The 17344-nt window shown below is 51.5% G+C and carries 17 protein-coding genes; 12 read left to right on the top strand and 5 right to left on the bottom strand.

The window, feature by feature from the left end:
* Window positions 1-28 precede the first annotated feature (28 nt).
* Window positions 29-532, bottom strand: a complete 504-nt coding sequence (locus NK662_RS22520; protein WP_254761224.1) for a GNAT family N-acetyltransferase — start codon at window positions 530-532, stop codon at window positions 29-31.
* 15 nt (window positions 533-547) lie between these two features.
* Window positions 548-1552, bottom strand: coding sequence for a glutathione S-transferase family protein (locus NK662_RS22515; RefSeq protein WP_254761223.1), 1005 nt, complete (start codon window positions 1550-1552; stop codon window positions 548-550).
* Window positions 1553-1782: 230 nt separating this feature from the next.
* Here NK662_RS22515 and NK662_RS22510 point away from each other — a divergent pair, with 230 nt between their 5' ends.
* From NK662_RS22510 to NK662_RS22495, 4 genes are all read left to right on the top strand, one after another.
* Window positions 1783-2067 carry a YiaA/YiaB family inner membrane protein gene (locus NK662_RS22510; protein ID WP_254761222.1) on the top strand — a complete coding sequence of 95 codons (285 nt, stop codon included), beginning with the start codon at window positions 1783-1785 and terminating at the stop codon, window positions 2065-2067.
* A gap of 128 nt (window positions 2068-2195) precedes the next feature.
* On the top strand, window positions 2196-3407 hold the full coding sequence (locus NK662_RS22505) for a HEPN domain-containing protein (protein ID WP_254761221.1): 1212 nt from the start codon (window positions 2196-2198) through the stop codon (window positions 3405-3407).
* A gap of 234 nt (window positions 3408-3641) precedes the next feature.
* Window positions 3642-6017: a sensor domain-containing protein gene (locus NK662_RS22500; RefSeq protein WP_254761220.1), complete on the top strand. Its 2376-nt coding sequence runs from the start codon at window positions 3642-3644 to the stop codon at window positions 6015-6017.
* Window positions 6018-6215: 198 nt separating this feature from the next.
* On the top strand, window positions 6216-7664 hold the full coding sequence (locus NK662_RS22495) for a protein adenylyltransferase SelO (RefSeq protein ID WP_254761219.1): 1449 nt from the start codon (window positions 6216-6218) through the stop codon (window positions 7662-7664).
* A 45-nt stretch (window positions 7665-7709) separates the two neighbouring features.
* Here the strand turns inward: NK662_RS22495 and NK662_RS22490 are convergent, their stop codons facing one another.
* A complete protein-coding gene (locus NK662_RS22490; RefSeq protein WP_254761218.1) occupies window positions 7710-7877 on the bottom strand; it encodes a hypothetical protein in 168 nt (55 codons plus the stop codon).
* A gap of 149 nt (window positions 7878-8026) precedes the next feature.
* On the opposite strand from NK662_RS22490, the gene NK662_RS22485 reads away from it, so the two are divergent.
* Window positions 8027-8176, top strand: coding sequence for a hypothetical protein (locus NK662_RS22485; RefSeq protein ID WP_254761217.1), 150 nt, complete (start codon window positions 8027-8029; stop codon window positions 8174-8176).
* Window positions 8177-8344: 168 nt separating this feature from the next.
* On the opposite strand, the gene NK662_RS22480 is transcribed toward NK662_RS22485, so the two are convergent.
* Window positions 8345-8635: a hypothetical protein gene (locus NK662_RS22480; RefSeq protein WP_254761216.1), complete on the bottom strand. Its 291-nt coding sequence runs from the start codon at window positions 8633-8635 to the stop codon at window positions 8345-8347.
* Between the two features lie 195 nt (window positions 8636-8830).
* On the opposite strand from NK662_RS22480, the gene ilvA reads away from it, so the two are divergent.
* From ilvA to NK662_RS22460, 4 genes are all read left to right on the top strand, one after another.
* Complete coding sequence (gene ilvA / locus NK662_RS22475) at window positions 8831-10090, top strand: threonine ammonia-lyase IlvA (protein WP_254761215.1); 1260 nt, start codon at window positions 8831-8833, stop codon at window positions 10088-10090.
* Between the two features lie 161 nt (window positions 10091-10251).
* Window positions 10252-10599, top strand: a complete 348-nt coding sequence (locus tag NK662_RS22470; protein ID WP_254761214.1) for a YojF family protein — start codon at window positions 10252-10254, stop codon at window positions 10597-10599.
* A gap of 15 nt (window positions 10600-10614) precedes the next feature.
* Window positions 10615-11280 (top strand): bacillithiol biosynthesis deacetylase BshB2, encoded by a 666-nt coding sequence (gene bshB2, locus NK662_RS22465; protein ID WP_254761213.1) that lies wholly within the window; start codon window positions 10615-10617, stop codon window positions 11278-11280.
* A 193-nt stretch (window positions 11281-11473) separates the two neighbouring features.
* Entirely contained in the window at window positions 11474-12184 is a 711-nt protein-coding gene (locus NK662_RS22460) for a CAP domain-containing protein (RefSeq protein WP_254761242.1), read from the top strand.
* A gap of 34 nt (window positions 12185-12218) precedes the next feature.
* Here NK662_RS22460 and NK662_RS22455 read toward each other — a convergent pair whose 3' ends face one another.
* The gene (locus NK662_RS22455; protein ID WP_254761212.1) at window positions 12219-13724 is read right to left on the bottom strand and encodes a phytoene desaturase family protein; all 1506 of its coding nucleotides are present in this window, start codon (window positions 13722-13724) and stop codon (window positions 12219-12221) included.
* Window positions 13725-13839: 115 nt separating this feature from the next.
* Between NK662_RS22455 and NK662_RS22450 the strand changes: the two genes are divergently transcribed.
* The 3 genes from NK662_RS22450 (at window position 13840) to NK662_RS22440 (ending at window position 17249) form a co-directional block, all read left to right on the top strand.
* On the top strand, window positions 13840-14910 hold the full coding sequence (locus NK662_RS22450; protein WP_254761211.1) for a glycosyltransferase family 2 protein: 1071 nt from the start codon (window positions 13840-13842) through the stop codon (window positions 14908-14910).
* A 5-nt stretch (window positions 14911-14915) separates the two neighbouring features.
* Window positions 14916-15398 carry a glycosyl-4,4'-diaponeurosporenoate acyltransferase CrtO family protein gene (locus NK662_RS22445; protein ID WP_254761210.1) on the top strand — a complete coding sequence of 161 codons (483 nt, stop codon included), beginning with the start codon at window positions 14916-14918 and terminating at the stop codon, window positions 15396-15398.
* Window positions 15399-15671: 273 nt separating this feature from the next.
* Complete coding sequence (locus NK662_RS22440) at window positions 15672-17249, top strand: SH3 domain-containing protein (RefSeq protein ID WP_254761209.1); 1578 nt, start codon at window positions 15672-15674, stop codon at window positions 17247-17249.
* Window positions 17250-17344 lie beyond the last annotated feature (95 nt).

Below are 17344 nucleotides of genomic sequence, written 5' to 3'. Positions count from 1 at the left end.
TTCTATTCCTCCATACTGTAAGATGTCATCAAAGAAGAGAGAGGCGGTAAGCCTTCACAAGAATGCCGTCATCAAGCGGCTGAAAATCATGCTGCGGCAGGCGCTGGAAGCCGAAGCGCTCATATAATGCCGCCGCGTTGGCCATGAACGAGCCTGTATGTAATCCGATGGCTCCGTACCCTCTCACTTTTGCCAGGCGGATGCACGCTGTGACAAGTGCGGCAGCCGCTCCTTTTCCACGGTGCTCCGGAGCCACCGCGAGCATACGAATTTCCGGATACTCCAATTCTTCCACCATCCCGTCATAGGCATCCATTTTTGCCGGAAACAGGGCGATGCTGCCGGCAATCCGGCCATCCGTTTCAGCAACAAGCAAATCCACCCCGGACTCTTGGTCAGTTTCTGACAAAATCGATTTTCGCAGTGCCTGCCAGTGTCCCTCCGGAATCAGGTTGATGTACTCCTCATAGGCACGCACGCGCTGCTCTCTAATATACGCAAGCTCTTCCGGCTTTGCTTTCCGTATGTTCATTTTTGCTTCCCCCAATCAGTTTGTAGAGATCAAAAACTTGCTTGCATGCCCGCTCAAGGCTTCCCGGCCATGTGGAATGCGCCAAACAGACAAGTCCGGCCCCTTTGGCAGCAACCGTCCTTCTCTCGTATCGGACGGTGTAATTGTAATGGAGAGGAAATAATGCTTTTTAATGGCTTCAAAGTCTGTTGTGTCGCCAAAGCCCGGTGTTTCGTACAGGTCGCGCACATATCCCCACAGATTTGGAAAATCGATGAGTCGGTTGCGGTTCGTCATGAAGGCAGCATAGTAGGCCGCATCAAAGCGGACAAGCGTTGTATACAGCCGGACATCCGAATCTGTGATAAAGTCACCGTGCAGGAAGCGCTGCTTGGACAGGCGTTCCTCCAGTTCATCCAAACGGGCGAACAGGGTGTCGTAGGCCTGCTCGTAGGACTCCTGTGAACGGGCAAAGCCGCACTTATACACGCCGTTGTTGATATCGTGGAAAATGACGTCATTCAACGCCTCAATCTCTGTACGGAGATGCTCCGGGAATAAATCCGGCGCGTTTTCCTTATGGAGCGGCGCCCATACGGTTTCAAAATAGTTTGTCAGCTTGAAATAGTCGTTGTTGGCGATTGTCCCCGTTTGCAAGTCCACCATTGCCGGCACAGTTGGCCGTCCGGCGTAGTCCGGATCGCTTTTCAGGTAGATTTCGCTCATATACCGGACGCCCAGAACCGGGTCCACGCCGTCCGGGTCAAGGGAAAATTCCCAGTCTACATGAGGGCGGAGCGGTCGCATCGGGCTGACAGTACCGAGACTGATGGCTTCCTCTAAGCCAAGAACCCGTCTCACAATGACTGTACGGTGCGCCCATGGACAGGCAGGGCACCAAATCAGACGATAGCGGCCGGCTTGTGCCGGAAGCTCGTCTTGTCCGTTTCCAAATGGTACGGTGAAGGCATTGGTCTGACGTACAAACCCGCCTTTTTGGTCAATTTCTTTTGGTGCAGAAGCAGTTTCATTTTCCATCATATCACCTTTTCCTCGCATGTCCCTGTTCGGACTGTATTGTCTGATCGGAATAGCATGTTTTAAGGAGAAGTATAGACCTAATTCCGCCCGGCACGCAACTAATTGGCATTGGAGTAGCTGCCGGCTTCTTGATGTCCGTCTCATTCCGGAAATTACCGAGATTCCTGTTCTGCCTAAAGGGAATATATGGTAAAATGGTGGAAACTATATAAGTGCAAGGGGGAAGCATAATGTATCGACAGCATCGCAGAAGAAATACGCCTGCTTTTACGTTCTTGGCTTACTTTACTTTGGCTGCAGGGGTTCTGCTGTTTTGTATTGGCCTGTGGAACGCCGATATGCAGCTGAATGAGAAGGGCTACTATTTTGCTGTTATGCTGCTTGTTGGCGTCGGCGCTATTTTAACGCAAAAGGTCGTCCGGGATAATGCCGAGGATGATGATATCATTGAACAGGAGAAACGGCAGTTTGCCCTTATGCAGGAGAAAGTGAAGGGCAAAGAGACAGAAGCATAATTTGGCATGCAGCCAGCAATAGGGGGCCTGCGCAGCTGCGCAGGCCTTTTTGTTTATCGCCGGGGCTTGTCCGGGAAGAATAAATGGGAGTTTGTGCTGTTCTTCAGATCAGGAAGGAGTGCTCCCATATGAACCGAAACCGTCTGAAGCAGATGGTATTAGAAATATCCAAGCTTTTGCATGAACAAGGGGTGGAGGATTTGAAGGGGCCGGCCCCTTATATAACAATTCACGGCAGCCGCGTCCCGAAGCGGCTGCTGGAGCTGAAGCCGTTTACAGCATGTATGAAGGCTTTCCTGGAAGAGCCTGCGTTACATAGAAGTTTGTCTCAAGCGGCCATTGTATCAAACTTTCTGCGTATTCTGCAGGAGGTTCACCTTGCAGCAGCCCCGGATCCTGCTGTGATGAAGCTGCTGGCGCTTTTGCAGCAGACCATCGATGAGAAGAAGGAGTACACCGTGTATGTGCCGTTGAAGGGGATGGAGCTGCAGGAGGAGCATTTTCAGGTGAATGGGCAAATCTCCGTTGTTCCCGTGCAAGCTGTCAGCGAAACGGTGCGGGCAGAGTTTCCTGAGCAGCGCGGTTCCTCCTGCTGCTTCATTGAGCATCGCATCATGGCTGCCGATGTAAGGAAGGCGATGGAAATGGCAGCAGAGTCCAGCAAACTTCTGGTGCATTTTCTGCGGTTTGCGGATTACTGCGTCGGAGAGGAGGAGCTGCTCAGCCTACGGCTTCCCGGATACGGTTCCCTCATGGAGGAGCTGCGGATTCTGGCGGTTCCGCAGAGCGGGGAAGCCGGGGAAATGTACAGCCTTCAGGTGCGGGAGGCCAATGATGAGGAGCTGGAGGTAGACGGGCGTTTTATGCGCGACATTCAGCAAGTGGGGATGGATCGATTCGGCAGGATTTTGGAAGAAGGTGTCGAGGGATGCCTGAACGACATGGAGAAGCAGGTGCTCCGCTCTGTTTCCTGGTTTGGCGAGTCCAGGATGGAGCACGACCGGTCTGTCCGTTTTTTAAAGCTCATGCTGGTCGTGGAATGTCTCTTGAACACGAATAAGCATGAGCCTGTGGTGGCCACTTTAAGCGACCGTGTGGCGCTGCTGCTGGAGAAAACACTGGAAAAACGGGTGGAGCTGGTTAGCCGTATTTCCACTTTGTACCGGGTCCGGTCTGAAATCGTGCATACGGGCTCCTCTGCAGTAGAGGAGCATGTGCTGTTCGAATTGGAGGGTATCGTGCACCGGCTTATTCTCCTATTCCTCACAAATGCAGAGTATGCCCAACTGGCAGATAAAAGTGAGTTGAAGAAAAAGATAGACAGCATGAAATTCTCATAAATGCTGCATCTTCTGGAATGGATTCAAGCGGAAATCTCCCCTTGCATTTCCATTGATATATTTAGAAAATAAAATCAAAATGGAGGAGTATATATTTTTTAAATACAGAAAAAAGGGGAGCTAGTGAGCCGTATGATGGAGCATCACATGTCATGGGTATTCCTCATGGTTCTGTCTGGAATCGTTCTTGCCACGGCAGTCTATTTCTTATATAGGCGGCATCAAAAGACCCGTATGAGAATGGAACCATATCATTATTTGTTTTGGCACTACACAGATGGTGTAGTGATGTATGACCAGCAGCAAAGGCTGCTGCAAGCCAATGATACGGCACTGGAGCTGATCGGCTGCACGCTTCATGAGCTGAAACAGGCAAATTGGGGAGATTTGTTCCCGGTTTCCCATATGCAGGAGGCCGGAGACAATATACAACGGGCCGCAGCAGGCGTGACATGCGAGTACGAATCCTGCTTTATTTCCCGTTTAGGGCAGCACCGGCCGATGTGGATTCGGCATATCCCCATGAAACGGCGCGGGAGAGTCGTTTCCATTTTAACCATACTCCGTGATTTGACTTCCCATAATGAGGCGCTGCAAAAGGTAAATGCTTTTTTTCTGAATTCAGCAGATGCCATGAAAATCCTGGATTTGGAAGGGCGGATCATTCAGGTCAATCCCGCTTTTGAACAGCTGTACGGCTGGGAGCAGGAGGAGCTGTACGGCCAATTTCACCTGCATATGCCCGAAACTGCCGCGTCTATGGTGACAAGGGTATTACAGCAGGTGGCTGCCGGAGAGACCATTCGGACCGGAAAGGTTTTGACACAGAAAAAGGATGGCACGCTGATTCCTGTCAATATGACACTTTCCCCCATCCGGGATGCGGGCGGCCATGTTGTGATGATGTCGGTCGTATCACAGGACCTATCGCATCAGCATGAGATAGAACGGGAACTGAACCAAGCCAAGAAGCAGTACAGCATTTTGGCTCAGAGCACCTCAGATGTCTTCTTCGTGCTGGACCACAATCGGAAGGTTGTCTTCATGTCTCCCGCATTTGAAAAATATTTCGGGATTGCCACGCTGGAGCAGGCGGACGAGAAACTCCGGCTTTGTATTCATCCGGAGGATCTCCCGCGTCTTCATCATACAAGGGACCAAATGTACCGCACGCGCAAAACCGTGTATGTCGAGTGCCGCTGGCTGACAGAGCAGGAGCGTTGGGTTTGGCTGGAGGTGAAGGGTACACCTGTGCTGCGGGAGGATGGAACCATGCAGCATATCATTTGGAGCACCCGCAATATCCAGGAACGAAAAGACCATGAGCGGCAGCTGAACAGGCTGGCTTATTTTGATAAGGTAACGGGCGCGCCTAACCGGGAGGCCGTCGAGCTGTACCTGCAAGGATTGGTGCGGCTGAGAGAGCCGTTTGTGTTTGTCCATTGGGATGTAGATCATTTCAAATGGACAAATGAGCAGTTTTCGCACGAAACAGGAGATTTGGTTCTGTGTGAGCTTGTACGGCGGATGCAGCAGGGAATCCGGACAACTGACTATTTGGCCCGTACAGGAGGAGATGAGTTTTTGCTCGTGCTGCCAAACACGGCAGCTGCAGAAGCTGAAGCTTTGCTGCAGCCGCTGCTGGAGGGATTAAGCCAGCCAATTTCGATTGGAGAGCATTCTGTCACGGTGACGATATCCGGCGGTCTCGTATCATGTCCTGAGCATGGAACAGATATGGAGACGCTCTGGAAATGCTCGGAGCGGGCTCTGGCCTATGCAAAGGAGCGTGGGCGAAATCAAATTTCACAGTATGGAGCCGCACATGAACGGGAGGCGATGCTGGAAACACATTTGCCATATGCGGCCAAGCGGGGGGAGTTGTTCCTGGTTTATCAGCCGAAGGTAGATTTGACGAGTGACACAGTGATGGGGGTGGAGGCGTTGATACGCTGGAAGCACCCGCTGCTGGGGGTGATCCCGCCAAATGAGTTTATTCCGCTCGCTGAAAAGCGTGGGTTGATTTGTGAAATCACACAATGGGTAATCGAAACAGCGGCTAAGCAAGGCAAGCTGTGGCAAGATTTTGGTTTATCCGGCTTCAAGATTTCCGTGAATTTATCTCCGTATTCCTTAAAGCACGCACAAATTGTGGAGCAAGTTCCCGCTCTCTTGCAGCAGGCTCATTTTCCGCCTCAGGATTTTATTCTTGAGGTGACAGAAACGGGGCTCATTGAGAACGTGGAAAAAGGACGGGCTGTATTGAATGGTCTGCGGGCAAAGGGAATCCAGATTGCCATGGATGATTTTGGTGTCGGTTTTTCTTCGTTGTCCTACCTGCGCAACCTGCCTATTTCTATTTTAAAGGTTGACCGGAGCTTTACCGCACGGATTGACCAGGATGAGAAGGATGCTATGATTGTACAAACAATTGTACAATTGGCCAAGTCCATGCAATTCCATATCGTCGTAGAGGGAGTGGAAACGGCAGAGCAGGTACAGGTGCTGCGGCAGATGGGCAGTCTGATTGCCCAAGGCTACTTCTTCAGCAAACCGCTGGCCAGCGGGGAAATCACGGACTGGCTGCTGGAACGGAAAAAGCCGGCATGAGGAGACAGAGCGCATAGAGCGCTCTTTTTTTTGCGGAGTGGTGGGCTGGCCGCCATTCAAAGTATAATGAATTCAGGCGGGAAACCAAGGCAAGGCTGCAGCCCGCATAATCAATGGGGGAACGTATACATTAAAAGGGAAATGAACTGTGCTGTTGCCCAGGCAGCAGCATGATTATGAGAAAAAGTGGGGGGAAACATGAAAGCAGGATGGAATTTTGATACCAGTTATGCTCGTTTGCCGGAGCTGTTCTTTTCGAAGGTAACGCCGAATCCGGTGCGCGCTCCGCAGGTGGCAGTGCTGAATAAGCCGTTGGCGGCTGCTTTGGGTCTGCACGCGGACGCGTTGCAGGGCGAGGCTGCCTTGCTCGCCGGAAGCGAGGCTCCGGAGGGGGATGAACTGCTGGCACAAGCTTATGCCGGGCACCAGTTTGGCCACTTCACCAGGCTTGGGGATGGCCGGGCAGCCTTGCTTGGAGAGCAAATTACACCACAGGGTGAACGGTTTGATATTCAATTGAAGGGATCGGGCCGGACGCCTTATTCCCGGGGTGGAGACGGCCGGGCGGCAATCGGGCCAATGCTGCGGGAATATATCATCAGTGAGGCCATGCATGCGCTTGGCATCCCGACTACGCGCAGTCTGGCAGTGGTACTGACCGGAGAAACAGTAATGCGGGAAACGCCGCTGCCTGGCGCTGTGCTGGCCCGTGTGGCCGCCAGCCATCTGCGTGTCGGCACATTCCAGTATGCAGCTACATGGGGTACAGTTGAAGAGCTGCGCGCACTGGCTGATTACGCCTGGGAACGCCACTATGCAGACGCTGATATCGGAGAAAATAAATATCTGTCCCTTCTGCGGGAGGTGGTGAAGCGCCAGGCAGCTTTAATTGCCAATTGGCAGTTGGTCGGCTTCATCCATGGTGTGATGAACACTGATAATATGACCATCAGCGGGGAAACCATTGACTATGGTCCATGCGCTTTTATGGATACCTATAATCCGGAAACTGTGTTCAGCTCCATTGACAGACAGGGCCGCTATGCCTACGTGAATCAGCCGTATATTGCAGTTTGGAATTTGTCCAGATTGGCAGAAGCCCTTTTGGAGCTCTTCCATGAGGATCAGGAAACCGCTGTTGAGATGGCGCAGGAGGTGCTGGCTGAGTTTTCGAAGCTGTATACAGAGCATTGGCAGTCCGGGATGCGGGCGAAGCTGGGGCTGTTCGGTGAAGAGGAACAGGATAAAGACCTGATTCAGCAGCTGTTGGGCATGATGCACAATGATAAGGCTGATTACACCAATACCTTCCGGGCCTTATCCTTTAATAGGCCGGAGGAAACTGCCATGTTTGGCACACCAGAGTTCGTCGAGTGGTACCGCTTATGGCGTGAACGCCTCGGCCGGCAGCAGGAATCGAAGGAGGAGGCGTACCAGCTCATGCGGCGCAGCAATCCGGCTGTCATTCCCCGCAATCACCGGGTGGAAGAAGCGTTGAAGGCAGCTGAAGAGCAGGGGGACTACGGTGTTATGGAACGCCTGCTGCAGGCGCTTGCCAATCCATATGCGCATTCTCCTGAACAGGAGGAATATACAACGCCGCCCGCTCCTTCCCATCTTCCTTACCGTACGTTTTGCGGCACGTAACGTCAAAACCGGCGCCCAAGGCGGCCGGTTTTGATTTGTGCGGGATTACGAGCGGCTTTTCTTCGCAGCTTGGCTGGCTCGGTCAGCATTGTTGAGTCCGGTGTCGTTGTAAGCATTATCACTGTTCAAGCCATTGCGGACAGGGCCGCTTGACAAGCCTTTGGTGGCAGCTTTTTGTGTGTGATTTGTTGCTCCATCATTGAAATTTGTCATATGCTTCGCCTTCTTTCCTATCAGAATCCTTTCTATTGTCTGCGCGCGGCTCCGTCTGTATGCGCCGAGACTGTCCGGGTCTTATAGCCTGCGGGAGAAAGGGGAATAGTATGTCTGAGAGAACAGAACCAGAAAGGGGAGGCATGAGAATGAAAAGCGAAAAGATTCCCGAGCATAAGCTGAATGTGACTGAGACCGCCGGAGAAGCTGTAGAGAATATGCTGCAGAATGACTGGTCCCAAACTTCTGCGGCAAAGTCCGGTGAGGAACAACAATCGGCAGGCAAAAAAATAAAATAGGAACTGCGAGAACCTGAAAGCCGCACTGCTTTGCAGGTTCTCTTTCTGTTCTCTTACAACAAGCTCTTCTCAGCTGGCCTGATATAAACAGAGAGAGTGCCGGCCTCTCCGTGTATTCCCTTGGAGAGGTTGTGTCCTTCCAAATAAAAAGCCTTGGTTTCCCAAGGTTCAATATGGATCGTTGTGCGTTTTCGTATAGGATTCAATTGCTTGATCCAAGGCGTTATAAGCTTCACCAAAGGCAGCAGCGGAAGAGATATCGCCTGCTTGCTCCACTGTAGGCTGTGCATTTCTCGCCTGCTCCACAGCGCGGATGGCATCCGCAATCATGGTGCCTTTATCCCCATACTGTGCCTTGGCCGCCTGCAGCTGTTCGATGCAGCGGTCCAGCTTGCTTGACTGCGGATTGCTGTATGCGTTTTCCAACTCTTCTTTTACCTGCTGTAAAATTTCTTTCATGCATATTCCCTCATTTCCTGAAGTATTTGTCCCCCACGTATTGTAGCCTGCGCCGTCCGATGCTATGCACAGCGTACACCAGGATTTATGTCAGAATAGGCGATTAAATGAAAGATTCTGAAAAATAATTCCCAAATCCCTCTGGAGTTTTGTATAATAGAGGCTAACTATAATACAGATGAGGCGGGTACGAACATGGAAAAGCTGAAGGCAGCTGTGAAAATCGAAGATATTTTGGTGGCGCACCATGTATTGAAGGATGTTGTGTACAACACACCGCTGCAGCGGGACCCTATCCTGTCGGAGCAGTATGAATGCAATGTATATTTGAAGCGCGAAGATTTGCAGGTGGTCCGCTCCTTTAAAATACGGGGTGCCTATAACTGCATCAGCAGCCTGCAGCCGGAGCAGCTGGCGAATGGCATCGTCTGTGCAAGCGCCGGCAATCATGCGCAGGGCGTGGCTTATACATGCCGGAGGCTGAACATCCCCGCAAAGATCTTCATGCCGAACACGACTCCAAGCCAAAAGGTGTCTCAGGTGAGGTTTTTTGGCGGATCAGCGGTAGAGGTTATGCTTGTGGGCGATACGTTTGACAGCTCTTATCATGAAGCGGTCAAGTATGGCGAACAGCACGGTATGACGTTTATTCATCCGTTTGACAACCAAGGAGTGATTGCGGGACAGGGGACCATCGGGGTGGAAATCATGCATGACATTGACCGCCCGCTCGACTATGTCTTCATGAGCATCGGCGGCGGCGGATTGGCGGCCGGAGTCGGTACATATATTAAGGGAATCAGCCCGTCCACACAAATCATCGGGGTGGAGCCGGCCGGCGCCGCATCTATGACTGCCTCGTTCCGCGAAGAGCAAGTGGTAACGTTACCACAGATTGATTCTTTTGTGGACGGCGCAGCTGTTAAAAAGCCGGGCTATACCACCTACGAGATTTGCCGGGATGTAGTGGACGATATCGCCATTGTACCGGAGGGGAAGGTATGCAGCGCGATTTTGGAGCTGTATAATAAGAACGCCATTGTTGCGGAGCCGGCCGGCGCGCTGCCGATTGCGGCATTGGATTTCCACCGGGAGGAAATCCGCGGCAAAACAGTTGTCTGCATTGTAAGCGGCGGCAATAACGATATTGGCCGCATGCAGGAAATCAAAGACCGCTCTCTGATGTACGAAGGGCTGAAGCACTACTTTGTCATCAGCTTTGCCCAACGGCCGCGGGCGCTGCGCGAGTTTCTGGACAATGTGCTGGGGCCAAATGACGACATCACCCGATTCGAGTATACAAAGAAGACAAATAAAGACAATGGCCCGGCTCTTGTCGGCATAGAACTGCAGGCAAAAGAGGATTATGAGCCGCTGCTGCGCCGCATGGATGAGCAAGGCGTACAGTATATGGAAATCACAAACAATCCGACTTTGTTTAATCTGCTTGTATAATAGGGGCATCCGGGCCTTTTGTCCGGGTGCTTTTCCTTATGGGCAAGAAAAGGTATGCCCTTGTCCAAGTACGGTACATAAAAATTGCATAACGGAATAAAGTATGTAAAGCTAAGAGTGTAGCATACATACAGGGATGTACGAATAAAGGAGAGATACAGGTGGAACGAATTCAAAATATTGCCGACGTCCAGCGCGTATTCGACAGCTTTGCGGGGCCGGACGTATATGTCCATCTCGAGACGACAAACGGCGCATACGCAGCTCATCGGAATGAACAGACGATGACAGTCGGGGCGTTCATCCGCAATGCCCGCATTTCCTTTGAACGGGGCACACTGGCCGGCAAAGGTCCATACCGGGCCGGGCTGAAGATGGAGCACGGCTGGGTGTATGCAGAGGGGCTGACGCATTGGCTGCTGAATGAAAAAGGCCAATTGCTTTTGTCCGGACACGATGATCAAGGAAGACTGGCGGTTGCTTTGCAGCTGAGCAGAACACCGTTTTAAGGGAAGGTGAGACAAATGGAACGTGAACGTCATGTATTAGTAGTGCTGCCCCATCCGGACGATGAGTCCTTTGGAGCAGGCGGAACCATGGCATTGTTCGCCAAGGCGGGCGTGCCTGTAACATACGCATGCGGTACGCTTGGACAAATGGGCCGAAACATGGGGTTGAACGTATTTGCCAATCGTGAAACCATGCCGCTCATCCGCAGGAAGGAATTGGAGGATGCTTGCCGTGAGCTTGGCGTGACTGACTTGCGCCTGCTGGGCTTCCATGATAAAACAATGGAATTTGAAGACGTGGATTACGTGGCGGATAAGATTGAAGCGGTAATTCAGGATGTCAATCCGTCGCTGATCCTTACATTCTATCCGGAGCATGGTGTGCACCCGGACCACGATGCCTGCGGCCGCGGCGCCATCCGCGCGGTGTCCCGCATGCCGAAGGAGAGCCGTCCGACTGTATATGCGATGGCCATCACCAAAAACCGCGCCGAGGTGCTGGGCGAAGCGGATGTTGTCATTGATATTGAAGAGGTGCTGGACCGCAAAATCGCTGCCTTGGCTGCCCATCGTTCTCAAACAGAGGCGATGCTGAAGGGTGCGATGAACAAGCAGCAGTTGGATGAAGCAACGCTGGACTGGCTGCGTCATGAGCGGTTTTGGACCTATAAGTGGGAGTAGTCAGAAGGGATTCCTTCTGACTTTTTTACATTGGCAACGCGAATGCTGCGGGCTTCTGTCGAATGTTACAGACTGGTGAAAAGGCGATAACATTCCCTTTGCTTTCATGTTCATCCCTTCCCTGAGCTGATACAATGACGTTGTAGACAGACAGAGACTAAATACATCTAAGGGGAGAGGTACTATGAAAAATATGAAAAAGACATTCGCAGCTACAATCGCAGCCGCAACCTTATTCAGCTTTGGACAAGCTATTCCGCAATTGGCCACAAACGCAAAGGTCGAAGCGGCAGCTGTGCAGACACAAAAGGGAAAGGTAACAACAGTTCTAAATGTCCGCAGCAAAGCATCCACGGGCGGCAAAGTGTTGGGCACCTTGAAAAAAGGCACAATTATTACCATTAAAAAGAAGCTGGCCAATGGATGGCTGCAGATTTCTTATAAAGGCAAGACAGCTTATGTGTCCGGCAAATATGTGAAGCGTATGGCGTCGAGCACAGCAACTGCGGTTTCCACATCTTCACAGTTGAACGCCTACGAGCAGAAGGTAGTAAGCCTGACAAACGCTGAACGTGCCAAAGCAGGCTTGCGTCCGTTGCAGGTGGATACAAAGCTGAGCCAAGTGGCGCGCGCGAAATCACAGGATATGGCAAGCCACAACTACTTCAGCCATACGAGTCCGACTTATGGTTCTCCATTCGATATGATGAAGCAATTTGGCGTTACGTACAGCTACGCAGGGGAAAACATTGCGATGGGGCAACGTACACCTGAAGAAGTCATGACGGCATGGATGAACAGTGCCGGCCACCGTGCGAATATCCTGAACAAGTCTTACACACATATTGGAGTCGGCTATGTATCCGGCAAGAATGTTTGGACACAAGAGTTTATCGGCAGATAAAGGGAAAAAAGCGAACGGGCAGCCGTTCGCTTTTTTATATGATATTCCGTTGTTGGATGCCAAAATCCTCAAGAACCAAGTCAGCCGTCAGCTGGCCTGACAAGGTTACCATCGGAACTCCGCCGCCGGGATGTGTGGAGCCGCCGACGAAATACAGGTTTTCGAGGACCTTGCTGCGGCTTGGGATTTTGAAGCCGCCATTTACTTTGCGATCTGTCGCCACGCCGTAAATGGAGCCGCCGTTTGCGCCGTACAACTGGCGAAGGTCATCTGGCGTGAATGTGTATTCAAACTCAATGTGTGAGCGCAGATCCTTAATACCCATGCGCTCCAGCTTCTTCAGCACGACGTCACGGTACCGCGCTTTGTGATGTGCCCATGTTTCGCCCTTTTTCAGCGGCGGCACGTGCGCCAGCACAAAAAGGTTCTCTTTGCCTGCCGGTGCTTGGGTGCAATCCGACTTAGAGGAGATGCCGACGTATACAGTCGGATCATCGGCTAGAATGCCCTCATCAAAGATTTGACGGAATTCCCGCTCCGGGTCGGCGGAGAAGAAGAAATTATGATGGACCAAATGGTCGTACACCTTGTCGACACCGAGCAGCAGCACAAGTCCGGAAACTGTCGGTACATATTTCTCCAAATCCTTTGCCGCTTTCTTGGACATGCCAAACTCATCCAGGATTGTTTCATACGCCGGAATGGCCTCCAGATTGGAAATCACCAGATCGGCTGAAAGAACTTCGCCGCTCTCCAGCCGCACACCTGTTGCTTTTGTGCCCTTTGTCAGGATTTGTGCAACGCCGCTGTTTACCCGCACCTCCACGCCAAGCTCACGCAGCACTGCCAGCATGCCCTCTGCGATTTTGTACATGCCGCCCTGCACATAATAAATGCCGAGACCAAGCTGTACATAAGCAAGCTGCGACATTACGGCAGGCGCATGGTACGGCGAGGAGCCGACATACATAAGCAGGAAGTTAAAAAGCTGCTGAACGTGCCTGCTGCTAAAGTATTTCTTCGTTGCCTGATCCATTGAGCGCATCGGATCCATGCCCATGAGCTCCTTCAGTGTATGCATGGAACGCAGTTCATTGAGACCGGACAGGCTGCGCTTGTAAAAGCTCTTATTCGTCAGTTCGTACATCTTGTGCGCATAATTCATATACTCAAAAAACGCTTCCGCATCCCCCGGAGAAATGCTTTTCAGCTGCTCCAGCATGTGTGGCAGGTCGCCGATTAAATCGATGCTGGTGCCATCCTCATAAAAGGTGCGCCATTGCGGTTCCACCCTGACAATTTTCATATAGTCATGCACATTGCGGTTCACGCTTTGAAACAGCTGCTCCAGCACCCATGGCATAGACAGAATGGAAGGCCCTGTATCAAAGGTGTAGCCTTTGCCGCTGCGGACGTTCAGCTTTCCGCCGGCGCGTTCATTCTTCTCTAACACCGTTACGTCATATCCTTGTCCGGCCAGCTTCATCGCCGCTGATAATCCGCCGAGTCCGCCGCCGACAATGACCGCTTTTTTCGCCATTATAAAAGCCTCCTTATGTTTCCTCGTCATTTTGCCTACAATATAATTAGGGAAACTCTACCATTTGTTTGGTCAAGAATATGTATATTTATACTGTGTGAAAGAAGGAGATTTTGTGTCTATTTCCATATTTCTGGGGCTTTTGGTTGGCTTTGCTTTGTTTTGGCGGATACCGGATTGTACGGGAGCAAAGCCGGCCCAAACAGGAGAGAAGGTCACCATTATCATTCCAGCCCGTAATGAAGCGGAGAATTTGCGGAAGCTGCTTCCTTCGCTGCACGGAGAGAGCGCGGAAGTGATTGTGGCTGATGATCAGTCAGAGGATGAAACAGCCGCTGTGGCGGCAGCATACGGAGCGAAGGTGATCCAATTGCCGCCTTTGCCGCAGGAGTGGCTTGGGAAGTCCTGGGGCTGCTGGAACGGAGCCAAGGCCGCTTCCGGGGATCTGCTGCTGTTTTTAGATGCGGATACCGTGATGGAAAAAGGGGGCGTGCAGCGTCTCTTGCATCGGTTTCGGGAGGAACGGGCGACCCTGCTGTCCGTCCATCCCTTTCATGTCATGAAGCACCCATATGAGTATACGTCTGCTTTCTTTCATCTCATTGTATTTGCATCTATGGGAGCGTTTCATTTGCTTCGCGATATGACCCGGCCAAACGGCGCTTTCGGCCAATGCCTGCTCTGCAGGAGGAAAGATTATTTCCAGTATGGCGGGCATGCAGCCCATCCGCCTGCGCTGCTGGAAACGTATATGTTTGCCCGCCATGTCATGAAGCAAGGGGGGAGCGTGGCTCATGTGAGCGGCAGAGGGGCTGTATCGATGCGCATGTATCCGGATGGCTTTTCTTCTCTTGCAGCGGGCTGGAGCAAAAGCTTCGCCAAGGGAGCAGGCTCGGTGCCGCTTCCGCTGTTGGTCTGCATCCTGCTTTGGCTGAATGCGCTCTTTTCTTGGCTGCCGTATGCAGCTGGCTTCACGTCTGCGGCCGGAATCTTGTATGCTTTGTTTTCGCTGCAGCTGTATCTCACTCTTCGCAAAATTGGTAGCTTTGGCCTTTGCAGCGCCCTGCTGTTTCCGGTGAACCTTCTCGCGTTTCTCTGTATATTCAGCCTGTCTGCCGGAAAAACGCTTCTGCTGCGGCGGGTCGGATGGAAGGGACGGATGGTTGCCATTAAGCGGAAGGAGTGAGGCAAATGAAGCATTGGCCCGCTGTCATGGTCATTGTAGTGGATGCGGTTGCCTGGCTGTGTATTCACATGGGGATTTCTTATGCTTGTTCCAGATACAGCCAAGCGTATTTTAGAAGGGATGGCTGGCTATACCGCGAACGGTTGTGGGAACGGAAAGGCCGGTTATATGAGAAGCTGGGCATCCGGCGCTGGAAACGCTTTGCCCCGGATGCCGGCGGATTGTTCCGGGACGGGTTTCGCAAGCGCAGGCTGCACGGTCAGGATACCGCCTATTTGCAGTCTTTTCTGGCGGAAACAAAGCGGGCCGAACTGGCGCATTGGCTCTGCATACCGCCTGCTTTGCTGTTTTTTCTTTGGAACAAAGCAGACGTGGGCGTTGTTATGGTCATGTATGCTTTCGCATTCAACCTGCCGTTTATTTTCATTCAGCGCTACAACCGGATTCGCTTACAGCGGTTACTGGGACGCACACGGCAAGATTTATAAAACGTATTTCAAAACAGGATGCTTATTTCTGGAAACCGGGTGTTCCCGGTTTCTTTGTGTTTGGAAAGAAAAGCTGGAGTGCATTCCACATATTCCCGTAATCTACGAAACTGTTTTTTTGATATAATATGTATAGCGTGGTGGCAAAAAAATAGAGAAACAGAGAGTAAGAAGCTGAAGCTACATTGGTAGCTTTTTCATATTTTTGCAGCTTTTTATATCTGCGGCTGGATGAATGTATCGGAATTAAAAACAGCATCCAGGAGGGATTACATGAGGGGAAACAAGAAGCAGCAACGTGTTTTGAAGGTGGCAGCAGGATTGGCGGTATGGATGGGGGCAGCGCTTCCGTTTGGTGCGGCAGGAGTACAGGCCGCGTCCTCTTATACAGGCGAAATCACCGCCTCAAGCTTGAATGTGCGCACAGCACCCGCGACAAAAGCGAAGGTGCTCGGCAGCTTAAAGCGCGGAAACAAGGTTACGGTTTCTTCTTATAGCTCCAGTTGGGTAAAGCTGACCTATAAGGGGAAAGCGGCTTACGCTGCAAAGCAGTATGTAAAGCCCATGGCGGCCCCGACAGTGAAAGGGGCAGTAAAAGCAAGCACCTTAAATATGCGCAGCACGGCAAGTGTGAAGGCCAAGACTACCGGCAAATTGAAGAAAAATGAGACTGTCACCATTCTCAAGGAACAGAAGGGCTGGTACTATGTCCAAGCAGGGACACGCAAAGGCTGGGTCCTGGGCACCTACATTTCCAAGCTGGCATTGACAGCCAAGCCTGCGCCAAAGCCAAGTGCGCCAGCGCCGAAGCCAAATGTGCCTGCACCAATGCCAAGTGTACCTGCACCGGCACCAAAGCCGGCTCCGGCTCCTGTACAGCAGGCAGTTGCAACAAGCTATCAGGACTTGGACATTCGGTATCCATCCCAGGTGACCGCATCACAAATCAATGCCTATGTCGAGAAATATGAAGCTTATACAGGCAAAAGGAGCGTTTTTCACGGAAGCGGCGATTTGTTCATCCGAATTGGGACGGAGGCCGGCATTAACCAGCTTATTTTGGCAGCGATGGCGATTCACGAGTCTGCCTATGGAACAAACATTCTATCAAAATGGAAGTATAATTTGTTTAGTGTGGCCGCGTATGACTCAGCCCCATATGACTCTGCCTACCGCTTTGCCAGTGTGGAACAGTCCATCCGCTATCAGGCGCACTTTCTGAAGAGCGGGTATTTAAATCCGGACAGCTGGAAGTTTAAGGGCTATCACCTCGGCAATAAGGAAGCAGGTCTCAATTTCTATTATGCAAGTGACCCGGCTTGGGGGGAGAAGATTGCGAATCACGCAAATAAAATTCGTCCATTCCAGCCTGAAGAATATACAAACATCAGTCAGATGACAGGTACGACGTCCCCCGTTACACTGCCGAATACAGTTGATTCGTTCGGGGAAGGAATTGTCGCGGTGGCAAAGCAGAGCCTGACTTTGCGGAATGCCATCGGCGGCAGTGAAATTGGATCAGTCCCAGCGAATGCTTCCTTTACGGTGCTGGAGAAGTCCAATGCAAATCAGTTCAAGGTGCGTTATCAAGAGCAGACAGGGTACGTTTCCTTTAGTATGTCCCAATATCAGCAATATATGCAAATTCAAAATTTGGTGCGTACCACCAAGGACACTGTACAGGTTTACAATGACCAGGGAGAGGTCATAACCACATTGCCGAACTTCAAATATGTAGAACAGGTGTTGGAAAACGGCAAACCAGTTGTCACAAATGACCGCACAAAGGTAAAGGTAGATGGACAAACAGTATGGATTTCCATTTGGGACAAGCAGGACGTATACCGATAAAAGGAGACACCCAGCCGGGCATTGCCATCAACTTTAGTGAAGCGCCCTCGCTGCCTTTGGCAGCGAGGGCGCTTTTTTTAGGTGTTTTGAATAGA

Origin of the sequence: Ectobacillus ponti, assembly GCF_024294785.1 — a bacterium.
GTDB classification, from domain to species: domain Bacteria; phylum Bacillota; class Bacilli; order Bacillales; family Bacillaceae_G; genus Ectobacillus; species Ectobacillus ponti.
The sequence above is the reverse complement of the archived record's forward strand: the minus strand, read 5'-3'. Positions and strand labels throughout refer to the sequence as shown.